Source organism: Nitrobacter winogradskyi (genome assembly GCF_006539545.1).
GTDB lineage: Bacteria > Pseudomonadota > Alphaproteobacteria > Rhizobiales > Xanthobacteraceae > Nitrobacter > Nitrobacter winogradskyi_A.
In genome coordinates this window covers 1-14,474 of sequence record NZ_BJNF01000074.1, presented here as the reverse complement: position 1 = coordinate 14,474, position 14,474 = coordinate 1, and the positions used below count along the sequence as shown (strand labels likewise).

The 14,474-nt window shown below is 62.7% G+C and carries 12 protein-coding genes; 3 read left to right on the top strand and 9 right to left on the bottom strand.

What is annotated here, in order from left to right; translation table 11 throughout:
- Positions 1-166: 166 nt before the first annotated feature.
- From NWI01_RS18960 to NWI01_RS13620, 8 genes are all read right to left on the bottom strand, one after another.
- Positions 167-511 (bottom strand): hypothetical protein, encoded by a 345-nt coding sequence (locus NWI01_RS18960; protein ID WP_244613765.1) that lies wholly within the window; start codon positions 509-511, stop codon positions 167-169.
- 182 nt (positions 512-693) lie between these two features.
- On the bottom strand, positions 694-1,707 hold the full coding sequence (locus NWI01_RS13650; RefSeq protein WP_141384382.1) for a WD40 repeat domain-containing protein: 1,014 nt from the start codon (positions 1,705-1,707) through the stop codon (positions 694-696).
- Complete coding sequence (locus NWI01_RS13645) at positions 1,707-2,771, bottom strand: CobW family GTP-binding protein (RefSeq protein WP_141384379.1); 1,065 nt, start codon at positions 2,769-2,771, stop codon at positions 1,707-1,709. Before NWI01_RS13645 ends, NWI01_RS13650 begins: the two co-directional genes overlap by 1 nt.
- 124 nt (positions 2,772-2,895) lie before the next feature.
- Positions 2,896-3,822, bottom strand: coding sequence for a metal ABC transporter solute-binding protein, Zn/Mn family (locus tag NWI01_RS13640; protein ID WP_244613764.1), 927 nt, complete (start codon positions 3,820-3,822; stop codon positions 2,896-2,898).
- Positions 3,823-3,830: 8 nt separating this feature from the next.
- The gene (locus tag NWI01_RS13635; RefSeq protein WP_141384377.1) at positions 3,831-4,700 is read right to left on the bottom strand and encodes a metal ABC transporter permease; all 870 of its coding nucleotides are present in this window, start codon (positions 4,698-4,700) and stop codon (positions 3,831-3,833) included.
- A gap of 6 nt (positions 4,701-4,706) precedes the next feature.
- A complete protein-coding gene (locus NWI01_RS13630) occupies positions 4,707-5,462 on the bottom strand; it encodes a metal ABC transporter ATP-binding protein (protein WP_141384375.1) in 756 nt (251 codons plus the stop codon).
- A complete protein-coding gene (locus NWI01_RS13625) occupies positions 5,456-5,662 on the bottom strand; it encodes a hypothetical protein (RefSeq protein WP_181410482.1) in 207 nt (68 codons plus the stop codon). The genes NWI01_RS13630 and NWI01_RS13625 overlap by 7 nt, the downstream gene beginning before the upstream one ends.
- A 160-nt stretch (positions 5,663-5,822) precedes the next feature.
- Entirely contained in the window at positions 5,823-6,428 is a 606-nt protein-coding gene (locus NWI01_RS13620) for a superoxide dismutase (protein WP_011314216.1), read from the bottom strand.
- Between the two features lie 420 nt (positions 6,429-6,848).
- Between NWI01_RS13620 and NWI01_RS13615 the strand changes: the two genes are divergently transcribed.
- The gene (locus NWI01_RS13615; RefSeq protein WP_141384371.1) at positions 6,849-7,286 is read left to right on the top strand and encodes a DUF2147 domain-containing protein; all 438 of its coding nucleotides are present in this window, start codon (positions 6,849-6,851) and stop codon (positions 7,284-7,286) included.
- A gap of 24 nt (positions 7,287-7,310) precedes the next feature.
- Here the strand turns inward: NWI01_RS13615 and NWI01_RS13610 are convergent, their stop codons facing one another.
- Positions 7,311-9,791, bottom strand: a complete 2,481-nt coding sequence (locus NWI01_RS13610) for a heavy metal translocating P-type ATPase (RefSeq protein ID WP_141384368.1) — start codon at positions 9,789-9,791, stop codon at positions 7,311-7,313.
- 54 nt (positions 9,792-9,845) lie between these two features.
- Here NWI01_RS13610 and NWI01_RS13605 point away from each other — a divergent pair, with 54 nt between their 5' ends.
- Positions 9,846-10,121, top strand: a complete 276-nt coding sequence (locus NWI01_RS13605; RefSeq protein ID WP_141384366.1) for a metal-sensitive transcriptional regulator — start codon at positions 9,846-9,848, stop codon at positions 10,119-10,121.
- Between the two features lie 171 nt (positions 10,122-10,292).
- Positions 10,293-14,474, top strand: a 4,182-nt coding sequence (locus tag NWI01_RS13600) for a DUF4011 domain-containing protein (protein WP_244613763.1), incomplete at its 3' end; no start/stop codon positions are given.

The window sequence follows — 14,474 nt, the reverse complement described above, 5'->3', positions numbered from 1 at the left end:
GCCGCTCTAGGCCAAATCCGCTCTAAACAGTCTCGTGCGTAAGCGAAGGTTACAGCCTGTGGTTTTTGGAGTCTAATCCAACTGCGTTGAATCGGACTCCAGGCCCAGCTTTTTGATCGAGCATAATCTTATCCGAAAACCGGTTTCGACTTTTCGGGATCATGCTCTAATTTTTATTGATCGGTGGAGCGACCTTCTCAGCCGGCGCAGGTGGCAGCGCTGGCTGAGGATCTGCATGTCCCCCAACATCGGCATCGGGCCGTGCGGGTTCTGGTGCGGGCGTCGTCGGACGGGTACCGCCCGGCTTTGATTCGGCCGGCCCATTCTCTTTGCCCGCAGGCACAGGCGAGGTTTGCGGGGCGGTCGCTTGCGCGATCACGATATCTCCCTGCGCGAACGACAGGGAAACACCGGATATAATCATAGCGATAGCAGCAATCAGCGCGATCGCTGGACCCGGTCTCGCATCGTTGTCGTTCTTCGTATCACCGTTGCATTCGCTCGACGCCATGAGAGCCCCCATCGCTATATCAAAAGACTAACGACGCGCCGCCGGCAAAGTTCCCTTTCAAGACGGGGAGACCTTCGGCTAGAGCAATTCCGGCAAAGTGGATACCCTGTTCGCCTCAACCAAAAATGCGACCAGACAATCATTCCAGAGCATGATCCGATTCAGTTTGAACGGATCGTTCTCTAGAGATCGACCAGCCCGGCGTCGCCGTTCTGCAGGGCGAACGCCAGCATCGAGCCGTTGGCATTCCACGCCAGCGCGGCGACAGACGCCTCGCCCTCACGGCGAACCACCACCTTGGCGCCGTTGGTGAGCCTCACCATCAAGATGGTGCCGTTCTCATAACCGGCCGCAAGGAAATCCTGGGTCGGATGGCAAGCAACTGCGGTGACGCGGGCTTGCAAAGGCGCCAGCATCGTCGGCTCCTTGTCCATCGGGCCGTCCTTGCTGGCGAACGGCCACACCACAACCCGGTCCGCGCCGGAAGTCGCCAGCAGTTTTCCACCCATGCCCCACGACAGCGACTTCACGCGGCTGGGATAGCCGGTCATTTGCATATGTTGTACGTCAACCAGCCGCCAGCCGTGCAGCGCCGGCTCGTGCATGGAGGTGATAAGAAACCTGCCGTCGGGACTGAACGTGACGCCGAGATGCGAGCCGGCCCATTCCAGCCGCTCCGGTGCAGCCTTCATGTTCGGAAACCACAGCGACACGCCGTTGTAGTGCGCCAGCGCGAGCCGCATGCCCTTCGGTGCGAACGCGAGTCCACCAACGCTCGACGGGGCGTCAATCGACTTTTCTTCACCTTTGATCCCGCGCACGTAGGCGGTCTTGCCGGCGGACCACGCGAGCGTGCCATCGGGATGAACCGCGATATTGTCGATCCAGCGGCGTTTCGCGTCGGTCACAAGAACCGAACTCTCGCCCTTCATGTCGAGCGCGACCACCTTGCCGTCGTCGCCGCTGGTGACGATCCGCTTACCGTCGGAAACCGCCGACAGGATCGCGCCGCCATGAACGGTCACCGCGGCCTTCTCGCCATCGCCGGAAACCAGCGTGATGGTTTCCTCATCGCCGATGAATGCGGCGCGATCGCCGATGAAGTGAAGAGCTGCCACCGGCGAGCCGATGGTGACGGGACGCACGCGCTCGCCGATCGAGGCCATGGCGTGCTGCTTCGGAGCGGTGTCTTTCATCACGCGGCGATGCAGTTCTGGAAGCCTTCGCGGATCAAGGCTTCCGGCAATTCGCGGCCAATGAAGACGAGACGGCTTTCCCGCTTCTCGTCAGGTTTCCATGCGCGCTGGCGGCTGCCCTCCAGCATCATGTGAACGCCTTGAAAGACGTAGCGATCGTCATCGCCGCTGAACTCCATGACCCCTTTCGAGCGCAAAATCTTCTGTCCTTCCGCCGCCAGAAGCTCCTGCAGCCACGGCATGAACTTGTCCTGATCGAGCGGCTTGTCCGAGCGCAGCGACAGCGACTGCATCTCCTCATCGTGATAATGCTTCGGACCATGGCCATGATCATGGTCGTGATGATCGTGACCGTGATGGTCGTGATCATGATCGTGGTGGTGATGGTCGTGGCCGTCATTATCGAGGAAATCCGGCTCGATCTCGAGGATACGGTCGAGATCGAACGCGCCACGTTCCAGAACATCCGAGAGCGCCACCTGGCAGCGCTCGGTCCGGTGCAGTTTCGCGTAGGGATTGATGCCGCGAATTCGCGCTTCCACCTCGGCCAGTTCCGGCTGCGACACCAGATCGGTCTTGTTCAGGACGATGACGTCGGCGAAGGCGATCTGGTTCTTCGCCTCGGGCGCATCCTTCAGCCGCTCGCTCAGCCACTTGGCGTCGGCCACCGTCACCACGGCATCGAGGCGCGCATTGTTCTGCACATCCTCGTCGACGAAGAATGTCTGCGCCACCGGCGCTGGATCGGCTAGGCCCGTGGTCTCCACGATGATGGCGTCGAACTTGCCCTTGCGCTTCATCAGTCCTTCGAGAATACGCACCAGGTCGCCGCGCACCGTGCAGCAGACGCAGCCGTTGTTCATTTCGAACACTTCCTCGTCGGCGCCGATGATCAGGTCGTTGTCGATGCCGACCTCGCCGAATTCGTTGACGATCACGGCATACTTCTTGCCGTGATTTTCCGACAGGATACGGTTCAAAAGCGTGGTCTTGCCGGCGCCGAGATAGCCTGTCAGCACGGTTACGGGGATTTTCGTCGAGGCGGAGGCGTTTACATCAGACATCAATGAACTCGGGGCTGTTTTGCTCTCCTCGCGGAGAGAATGAGGGTTCAATAGCACATGCGGCGTTCGGCGACCACACGAGCCGCCTCGGGATCCTTCCTGCGGGGAAAGGCAGAAGGCGCGACTATTCCGCCAGCGCGCTCGTCAATGCCTTTATATTATGCCGGACCATGGCAATGTAAGTGGGGGCGTCACCCTTTTCATCGCTCAGACTGTCGGAATAGAGCGTGCCACCCACCCGGGCCCCGGCCTCCGTGGCGATCTGGCGGATCAGCCGCGGATCGCCGAGATCTTCCAGAAACACGGCCGGGATTTTCGCGGCCCGGATCTGCGTGATCGTGGCGGCGATATCGCGCGCGCTCGCCTCACTGTCGGTCGAAACACCCTGCGGAGCGATGAAAGCGATGCCATAGGCCGCCTCGAAATAGCCGAAGGCATCATGGGTCGAGATCACCTTGCGACGCTCCGGTGGAATCCGGGCCACGCCCTCGCGAACCTCCCGTTCCAGCGCGTCCAGTTTCGCGAGATAATCAGCGGCGTTGCCGCGATAGACCGCCTCGCCAGCGGGGTCGGCCGCGATCAGCGCGTCCCGAATATTGGCGACGTATATTTTGGCATTGGCGACCGACTGCCAGGCATGAGGATCCGCCGAATCGTCACCGCGCAGCGTTTGACCAGCCTCGCCTCCCCGCAATGGCACGCCCGTAGCCGCGACGACGATCGCCGCATTGCCGCCCGAGGCCTGCACCAGCCGCGGCAGCCAGCCTTCGAGGCCGAGGCCGTTGACAATGACCAGCCTCGCGGCCGCGACCTTCCTGGCATCCGCCGGCGTCGGCGTGAACACATGCGCGTCGCCATCCGTTCCGACCAGCGTGGTGACATCGGTTCGCGCGCCTCCGACGGCCCGCGCGAAATCGCCGAGAATCGAAAAACTCGCGACCACGACGATCCGCTCATTGGCGCGGTCACCGGAGGTCTCCTGGGCGCGGGCGGGCGCAAGCGCCGCCAACACGATCGCAATCGCCCACATTGCGAGGCCATACCGCACCATGATCGCCCTCACGCTTCGAGATGGGGCGCGGGGAAAAACCGTCGAACAATCCCGCCGGCGCGCCCGAACAGCACAGACAGGACATAGAATACCGACGCGACCAGAATGATCGCCGGTCCGGACGGCACCTTGCTGTGAAACGACAGCACCAGTCCGGCATAACCGGACAAAAGCGCGCTGACCACGGCGATCATCATCATGCCGGTGATGTCGCGCGACCAGAATCGCGCGATGCCTGCGGGCAGGATCATCAGCCCGACCGCCAGCAAGGTGCCCATCGCATGGAAGCCGTTGACGAGGTTCACGACGACCAGTCCGAGGAACGCCAGGTGCGCCGGCGCACCGGCGCGGCTCACCGTGCGCAGAAACAGGGGATCGACGCATTCGAACACCAGCGGGCGGTAGATCACCGCGAGCACCACAAGCGTCACGGTGGCGTTGATCGCGATGACCATGAGTGTCTGGTTGTCCATCGCAAGGATGTTGCCGAACAGCACATGAAGCAGATCGATATTGGTGCCCTTGACCGACACGATAGTGACGCCCAGCGCCAGCGACGCGAGATAGAAGGTCGCCAGCGACGAGTCTTCTTTCAGTTCGGTGACGCGCGACACCACCCCGGCCAGAATCGCCACCGCGAACCCGGCGATTAATCCGCCGACGGTCATCGCGAACAGATTGAGGCCCGACAGCAGGAAGCCGACCGCCGCTCCCGGCAGGATCGCATGCGCCATCGCATCGCCGACAAGACTCATCCCCCTCAACATCAGGAACACGCCGATCGGCGCGGCCCCGAGCGCGAGGGCGGCCGCTGCCGCCAGCGCGCGGCGCATGAACTCGAAATCGGCGAAGGGGGCGACCAGCGCGTCGTAGACCATGATGCCTCAAGCCACGCGCGGCGGAACGCGCACCGCGCAGGCGGCAGCGCCATCGTCGAAAGCTTCGCACATCTGCCGGGCGCGCGAGAGGTTGCCGGCCGTCAACACCTGCCCGGTCGGCCCCCATGCCACCGCGCCGCGCGCCAGCAGCAATGCCTCCGGAAAATTCGCGCGCACCATTTCCATGTCGTGCAGCGCCGCCAGCACAGTGCGCTTCTCCTCATGCCAGCGCCGCACCAGAGCGAGCAAATCGTCCGATGTCCTGGCGTCAATGGCGTTGAACGGTTCATCCAGGACAATCACGCCGGCATCCTGCAACAGCACCCGGGCGAACAGCATGCGCTGCATCTGTCCGCCGGACAACGTGCCGATGGGACGGTTTTCGAATCCGTTCAGGCCGACAGCCGCAAGAGCTTCCGCGATCCGCCCACATTCACGCCTGCCGAGCCGGCCGAACGCCCCGGTGGTTCGCCACAATCCGGAGCCGGTGAAATCAAACACCGAAATCGGAAAGCTGCGATCGATCTCCGCGCTCTGTGGCAAATAAGCGATGTCGCGAATGTCGAGGTCGCCCAAGGCGATCGATCCGGCCAGCGGCTTCAGGATGCCCGTGATGCCGCGAAACAGCGTCGATTTACCCGCGCCGTTCGGCCCGACCACCGCCAGCAGCGCGCCGGACGCGATCTCCCCGCTCAGGTGATGCACGGCCGGATGCCGCTCATAGCCCAGCGTGACGTCACGAAATTGCAGTCGCGCTACCATCCCACGGTCGTCAGCAATACGGCGGCCCAAAGCACGACGCTGACCGCAAGCGCCGTTCCCGCTCGTACAGCCAGCGCCATCCGCAGGATCGACCATGGCACCGCCTGGGCCGGATGCGGCGAGGACAGCGCATGGGTGTGCCCGTTCGAATGTGCACCTTCGTCAGCTTGACCCTGGACGTGAGAGTGAGAGTGCAGCACGTGAGACGCTTTCCGAACTTCGATCTTTGATCGTTATATTATAACATCACAGCTGTCCAGCGAACAAACCGCCGGCCTCAGCTAAAACGACCCGCGCGCAAAAAAAGGCGGCACCGCCGTGCCGCCTTCTCGAGTCCCTTACCCGCTTCAGCCTGCCCGATCAGGCGACCTTGGAATACAGTTGATCCACGTAATCCCAGTTCACGAGGTGATCGAGGAACGCCTTGAGATAATCCGGACGGCGGTTGCGGTAGTCGATGTAATAGGAGTGCTCCCAGACGTCGCAGCCAAGAATAGGGGTCGCGTTGTGAATCAGTGGGTTTTCGGCGTTCGGCGTCTTGGATACTTCCAGTTTGCCGTTCTTCACCTGAAGCCATGCCCAGCCCGAACCGAACTGCCCAGCGCCAGCCGCGGCGAAATCAGCTTTGAATTTCTCTAGGCTGCCGAAATCCTCGATGATCTTCTTCTCGAGACGGCCGGGAAGCTTGTCGCCGCCGCCGTTGGGCTTCATCCAGTTCCAGAAATGCAGGTGATTATAGTGCTGGCCGGCGTTGTTGAACACGCCCACGGACGCGCTCTTGCCGTACGAGCTTCTCACGATATCCTCGAGCGACTTGCCCTCGAACTCGGTCCCCTTGATCGCGTTATTGCCGTTGGTCACGTAAGCCTGATGGTGCTTATCATGATGATATTCCAAGGTTTCCTTGGACATATGGGGCGCGAGCGCGTCATGGGAATATGGCAGGTTCGGAAGCGTAAAGGTCATGGGTTGTTTGTCCGAATTGTTGGGAGATTGTAAGGGGGCCCGGCGAAACCCGGTCAGGAGTTTCCGCCGCCAGTACGACACCAGCCGTTACATACCATAACTTGAGAGGGGTCAACGCCGGGTATGCCGCTGTTGCAGACTTCCTATTCATAAGACGCACGGCTCGCCGCCACCCTGATTTGCTGGCGCGAAATCCGACATGGTTCTTCCGATATAACCCGGCTCGCCGCACATATGGTGTTGCACGACCCGGTTTTTTTGTTATGCACCCTAGAGCCTCTGCGCTAGGGCGGGATGAGGAAAAGTGTGAGCGGTTTTCTGCCCGCATCCCGCGTCTCAAAATATCGGAATCGATCACGATGGTTTTGGATCGAATTGATCCAAAACCATCGTGATCCAGGGGCTCTGGAGGTGGTTATCATGCTGTTGCGATCCGGATTTGTTATTGCAGTTCTTGCCGCCATGTTATCCGTCGCCGACGCACAGACAGCGGCCGACCCCACCGGCGTCTGGTTAACACAAGCGGGTGACGCCAAGGTTCGCGTCAGCAGATGCGGCGGCAGCCTTTGCGGCGTCATCGTCTGGTTGCGCAACCCTACTGATCCCGCCACGGGAAGACCTGCCGTCGACGATAAAAATCACAACCCGGCGCTGTCCAAGCGGCCGATGATCGGACTGCCGCTGTTCCGGGGCATGTCGCAAACCGGCCCCAACAAATGGTCGGGCACGATCTACAATGCCGATGATGGCAATAGCTATGCCAGCAATGTCTCCGTCGCTGGCCCCGGCGCGCTCCGCGTGGAAGGCTGCGTCGGCGCGCTGTGCAGCGGAGAGGTCTGGACGCGCTCTCGCCGCTGAAGCACAAGCCGCCGGCCTTCGTCTTCACAGCCTCGTAGCGCGCAACCGCAACGCGTTGCCGACCACGCTCACCGACGACAGCGCCATGGCGGCGGCGGCCACGATCGGGGATAACAGCAGGCCAAAGACCGGATAGAGAACTCCGGCCGCGATCGGAATGCCGGCGGCATTGTAAATAAAGGCGAAGAACAGGTTCTGCCGGATATTGCGCATGGCCGCCTCGGAAAGGCGGCGCGCGCGAACCATGCCCATCAGATCTCCTCCGAGCAGCGTCACGCCAGCGCTCTCCATGGCGACATCGGTTCCGGTGCCCATGGCGATGCCGACATCGGCGGTGGCCAGCGCCGGCGCATCGTTGATGCCGTCTCCCGCCATCGCCACGACGCGCCCCTCATTCTGAAGCCGGGCGACCACGGCGCTCTTCTGCTCGGGAAGAACGTCAGCCTCGACATCGGCAATGCCGAGCTGCCTGGCGATCGCGTTGGCGGTGGTGCGGTTGTCGCCGGTCAGCATGATGACCCTGATGCCGTCGCCTGCCAGCGCTTTCAGGGCCGCCGGAGTTGAGGCTTTCACGGGATCGGCAATCGCGAGCAGACCGGCCAGCTTGCCGTCAATCGCGACGTTGACGACGGTGGCTCCGTCATTGCGCAGGTCATCGGCTAATGCCGCCATACCCTGAACGGCGACATTCCGGGATTCGAGGAACGCAGCCGAGCCAACCAGCACGGCTTTTTCCGCGACCTTTCCGGTCACGCCCTTTCCGGCCGGGGCATCGAACTCCTGCACCTCGTCCAGCGCCAGACCACGCTCCCTTGCCGCGGCGACGATGGCGTCCGCCAGCGGATGCTCGCTGGATCGCTCAACGCTTGCGGCCAGACGCAACAGGTCGTCTTTCCCGACACCTTGCGCAGCCTCGACGGCGACGACCTTGGGCTGGCCCTCGGTCAGGGTGCCGGTCTTGTCGACCACCAGCGTGTCGACTTTCTCCATGCGCTCAAGCGCTTCGGCATTCTTGATCAGGACACCGGCCTGCGCGCCGCGTCCGACGCCCACCATGATCGACATCGGCGTGGCAAGCCCGAGCGCGCATGGACAGGCGATGATCAGCACGCTCACCGCGGCAACCAGGCCGAACGCCAGACGCGGCTCGGGGCCGACAAAGGCCCAGACCGCAAACGCCACGACAGCCGCGGCGATGACAGCGGGCACGAACCAGCCAGCCACCCGATCGGCCAGCCGCTGGATCGGAGCACGGGACCGCTGCGCCTGCGCCACCATCTGCACGATCCGCGACAACAGCGTGTCGCGTCCGATCTTCTCGGCCCGCATGATAAAACTGCCGGACCGGTTGATGGTGCCCGCGACCACTTTTGAGCCCGCTTCCCGGACAACCGGCATGGATTCACCGGTCACCATGGATTCATCGAGCGAGGAGCGACCCTCGACGATCAGGCCGTCCACCGCCACCTTCTCCCCGGGACGAACCCGGAGCCGGTCGCCGACAGCGACCTCGTCGAGCGCCACATCGTGGTCCGCGCCTTGCTCATCGACGCGACGCGCGGTCTTCGGCGCAAGATCAAGCAGCGCCTTGATAGCGCCGGACGTGGCCTCACGCGCGCGCAACTCAAGCACCTGCCCGAGCAGCACCAGGATCGTGATCACAGCCGCCGCCTCGAAATAGACCGCGACCGCGCCATCAGCCCCGCGAAAGGCGGGCGGGAAAATCGCAGGCGTCATGGTGGCGGCAAGGCTGTAGAGATAAGCCACACCGGTGCCCATCGCGATCAGCGTGAACATGTTGAGATTGCGCGTCGTCAGCGATTGCCAGCCGCGCACGAAAAATGGCCAGCCGGCCCAGAACACCACCGGCGTCGCGAACGCCAGTTGAACCCAGTTCGACAGCGTCTGCCCGATCCAGCTATGCGCTCCGGCGATATGCGCGCCCATGTCCAATGCGATCACAGGCAGCGCGAGGATCAACCCGATCCAGAACCGGCGCGACATATCCGCGAGTTCGGGGTTGGGCGCGTCGTCCAGCGACACAAGCTCCGGCTCCAGCGCCATGCCGCAGATCGGACAGGCGCCGGGGCCGACCTGGCGCACCTCCGGATCCATCGGACAAATGTAGATCGTGCCTTCCGGCACATCCGCCGGGGGCGTCTTGGACTTGTCGAGATAGGACCGCGGCGCGGCGGCGAACTTGGTCCGGCAACCGGCGGAGCAGAAGTGATACGTCGTATCCTGATAATCGAAGCGATGCTTGCTGGTCCGTGGATCGACCGTCATGCCGCAGACCGGATCGAGAACTTTTCCATCGGTCGTCTCAGCGGCATGACTATGGTGCTGCTCGTGATGGTTATCCCCGTCGTGGGCATGCGCCGTCGCGGATTCCCCGCCGCAGCAACTCGACTCAGGCGATGCAGCGGCGGGTGATGCAGCCTGCTTTTCCGCCGCGCAGCCGCAGCCGTTCCCATTCCTGGACTCTGGTCGCCCTGCCGTGTTCATCCGGACCTCCGCAGTCCTCTTGCGGTACATACCCCATGGGGGTATATATCCGGCATGCGCGACAATATCAAGATATCCTGCCGCAAGCGCCTCAGCCGGATCGAAGGCCAGGTACGCGGGCTGTCCCGGATGGTGGAAGAAGACCGTTATTGTATCGACATCGTGACGCAGATATCGGCGGTGCGCGCCGCGCTCCGGCGCGTCGAGGAAGAAGTGCTGAAGGATCATGTCGCGCATTGCGTCGAGCACGCGATCACCAGCGGCAACAAGACCGATCAGCGGCGCAAGATTTCCGAGTTGATGGCCGTCATCGAACGGACGAGCCGATAGCGGCGGCGAGCACGTTCAGCGGCTGGCAGATGCCGCACGTCGCCTTCCCCAGCGATTCTACGTACGAATGATAATGGGACTTCTTAAGCGCGCCAAATCTGGCTAGGCTCCTTCAGGGGGGCACGCCAATGCAAAGCGCAAGTAGCGATGATCGACACGAGGTCGGGGTCGATGTTGCGGAGGATACGCAAGGCTCCTGTGATCGTTGCGGATGTCGCAGCCAGCTTTACATATGCATCCTATCAGAATGCGATTCCGGTTATCCGATCCCTGCTGATCGAGAACGTAAGCGACCGGCATATCGAGACATGCACGCTCGAGCTGACCTCTTCGCCGTCGTTTCTAAGGCCGAAAACGTGGACCATTGATCGGCTGTTGCCGGGAGACAGGCTCCCTTTAAGCGACCGGAAGGTCGAACTCGATGCCGGCTATCTTGCGGGCCTCAACGAGGCGGAACGCGGCGAGATCACGCTGCGTCTTTCCTTGAGAGAAGAGATCCTCGACGAGCGGCGCCTTCCCGTCAGGCTGCTTGCGCGTGATGAATGGGGCGGCGTCGCCGATATGGCGCAACTGCTGCCGGCCTTCGCGATGCCGAACGACCCGGCTGTGGCCCCGATCCTGCTGGCTGCGGCGGAACGGCTTGCCGCGCATGGCCATCCGAGCGGACTGGATGGCTACCAATCGCAGGACCCCAAGCGTGCCTATATGCTGACCGCGGCCGCCTATTCAGCGATTGCCGGGATGGGGCTGCACTATGCCGAGCCACCCGCGAGCTTTGAGAGCCTTGGCCAGAAGATCCGGCGTCCGGGCACGATCGCCGAGCAACGGCTGGCGACCTGCCTCGACACCACGCTGCTTTTTTCCGCCGCGCTGGAAGCCGCCGGATTGCACCCTATCATCCTGATGTTCCGTGGACATGCGGCAGCCGGCGTGTGGTTGACCAGGAGAACCTTCGCCCAGGCGATCGAGACCGACCAGATGGAGGTTCGCAAGGCGCTGGCGTCACGCGAGTTGATCGTCTTTGAGACCACCGGCGTCACCCATCGCCCTGCTTTGACCTTCGACAGCGCGCAGCAGGCGCTGGATCGCCGTCTCGCGGAGGAAGAAGCCCACGCTTTCGTCGCGGCGATCGACATCAGGCGATCCCGAAGCGGCGGAATCACGCCGCTCGCCTCGCATGAGCCGATCGCGCGCAATGCCATCGATGATGAAACCGCTCCCGTTCCGGATCTGCCGCTTCCCCCGGCCCCGACTTCTGACGAGCTGCCGGTCGAAGCGATCGAGGTGAAGCCGACCACCGCCGCCGGCCGCATCGACCGCTGGCAGAAGAAGCTGCTCGACCTGACCCTTCGCAACCGGCTTCTCAATTTTCCAGACACTAAGAAGACGATTCCGTTTCTCTGCACCGACATCGCCTATCTTGAAGACCGGCTCGCGAACAGCGCGGCCATCCGGATCATATCGTTGCCGGAGCAGAACCCGCTCGGCGAGCGCGACGCGACGATCTATCGTGAGGTTCACGGACGTGATCTTCAGCGCGGCTTCGCGGCCGAAGCCCTGCTCAGGGACGAGCTTCCCTCGCCGCTGGAGGCGCACCAACTCGAGGCGCGGCTGATCGATCTCTATCGGCAGGTTCGTAACGATTTTGCCGAAGGTGGAGCGAACACTCTCTTTCTCGCCGTCGGTTTCCTGCGCTGGAAGAAGAAGCCGGAAGACGAGCGCAGCTATCGCGCGCCGCTTCTGCTGGTCCCGGTGAAGCTCGAGCGCCGCAGCGCCAGTTCGCGTTTCACCATTCGCTTCCATGAGGATGAGCCACGCTTCAACGCGACCCTGCTGCAATTCCTGGAGCGGGATTTCGACCTGATGCTCCCCCAGTTCGGCGGCGACCTGCCGCTCGACGATAACGGGGTGGATGTGCCGCGCCTTCTCGCCATGATGCGCCAGGCCATCCGCGACGTGCCCGGCATGGAGGTCGTCGACGAGACGGCTTTGTCGACCTTCTCCTTCGCGAAATTCCTGATGTGGAAGGATCTGGTCGAGCGCACCGGGGCGCTTCGCGAGAACCGGGTGGTCCGCCACCTGATCGACACGCCTGAACAGGCCTTTCCGGAAAGCGACGGACAACCGACATTCCGCGACGAACGTGAACTCGATCGCGTTTATGCGCCGGCAGATATCATCTGCCTTCTTCCCGCGGATTCGTCGCAGACGGCGGCGAGCCTCGCGGCGGCCGAGGGACGCGATTTCGTCATCGTCGGCCCGCCCGGCACAGGCAAGAGCCAGACCATCGCCAACATGATCGCGAACTGCCTCGCGATCGGAAAGACGGTGCTGTTCGTGGCCGAAAAGACCGCCGCGCTCGACGTCGTCTATCGACGGCTGCGCGAACATGGCCTCGGAAATCACTGCATCGAATTGCACTCGAACAAGGCTGACCGCAGGCATTTCCTCGGACAGCTCAAGGCCGCCTGGGAGCATGGCGGCCGCACCGATGCATCCGAATGGGTGGAGATCAACGAGCATCTTCGATTGCGCCGTGACGAGCTCAATGCCTATGTCGGGGCCTTGCACAAGCGCTATCCGAACGGATGGACGCCTTATCATGCGCTGGGAATCGCGCTCAAGGTCGCGGACGCTCCGGCGCCGGCCTTCTCATGGCCGGAACGGGATGCTCATGATGCTCAGACTCTGCGTGCCCTTGAAGAACTCGCCGCCGAACTCGGCCTTGTCTTCGCGTCGATCGAGCGGCAGCCATCGCTGGATCTCGTCGACGTCGCCGACTGGAGTTCCGGCTGGCAGGACAGCCTGCTGACGGCGGCAACATCCCTGCGGAACGCGATCGATCTGCTGGCCAGTTCGTTCGAGGGTTATGCCGCCGTACTTGGTCTGAAGCCGCGGGAACGGCTGTCACAAACCGAGCTTCAGGATCTGGCGGCCCTTGCAACTGCCCTTCAGAACAGTCGCGGCCGCGACATCACGATCGCTTCCGATCGCGAGTTTGCCTTGTGCGCCGAAGCATTAGACGGTTTAGGCAGGTCCATCAGCGATTACCGCGAAGCGGAGCGAGGCCTCAGTGCTTCATATGGCGGCTCCGCCATTCGCGATCTCGACCCGGCTGACTTGCAGCGGCAGTGGCGTGAGGCAAACGCTTCCTTCTGGCCCGGCGCGATGCTCGGCAAGCGCAAGATCCAGAAGCTGCTGCAAGCCTATGCCGCTGGCGGGACCGCTGATCCTGAAAAAGACCTTCCGCTGCTCCGGCGCATGAAGGAATGCCTTTCGGCAATCGACGAAAACCTGCTGGTGACGAAGCCGTTGCCGGTCAATGGTCTGGAGACCGATCTTGAAGCGGTCGCGAACATCATTGAACTTGCGCGGGAGCTTCGGGATGCCTTGTGCTTGCCGAATATAGAGCAAGATGACCTTCGTTCGATCGGCCGCTCCGTCGCCGCCTGCCTGCGCGGCGCGGCGGAAGACGACAGGGTGCGGCGAGCCGGGGACAGGCTTCTCGCGGCAATCCAGGGTTTGGAGAGCGCGAGCCGGCGTTTCTCGGACCTCTCAGGCCGCGACATCCAGCCCGGAGAGAACGGAAGCGACCTCACGACAGTGCGGGAGAATCTCGTAGCCCTCGCGAACACGCAGCATCTGCTGCGCGACTGGGCGGCCTGGTGCCGCGTCAGGAACCGGGCGCTGGCATCCAGCCTTGCTTCGCTGGTCGAGCAGATCGAGAAGGGAGAGGTCCGGCCCGGTGAAGCGCGCGTTGCGTTTCGCCTCGGTTATGCCCGGTGGTGGCTCCCAAAAATCCTCGACGCCGATCCCGTCCTGCGGAATTTCCGGCGTTTCCAGCACGAAAACACCATCAAGGAATTCCGTGAGATCGACGATCTCGTGCGCGCGCACGCCAGCCGTCGCGTGATCGGCGCGATCGCGCATGGTCTGCCGCCCGTGCAGAGCGTCCCGCGCAATTCCGAGCTCGGGCTGCTCCGCCACCAGATGGAATTGCAGCGGCCGAGCCAGTCGATACGCGACATGATCGGCAGGATGCCGCAGAGCTTTTCCAGGCTCGCGCCCTGCATGCTGATGTCGCCGCTCTCCATCGCACAATACCTCCCGCCCGATCAGGCGCTCTTTGACGTGGTGATCTTCGACGAGGCCTCGCAGATCACCACCTGGGACGCTGTTGGCGCCATCGCGCGAGCGCGCCAGACCATCATCGTCGGCGACCCCAAGCAGTTGCCGCCGACAAACTTCTTTGGACGCAACGAAGATGACGACGAAGATATCGCCGATTACGAGAAGGATCTGGAGAGCATTCTCGACGAGGCCAAAGCCGCCGGCATCCCTATCCGCGATCTG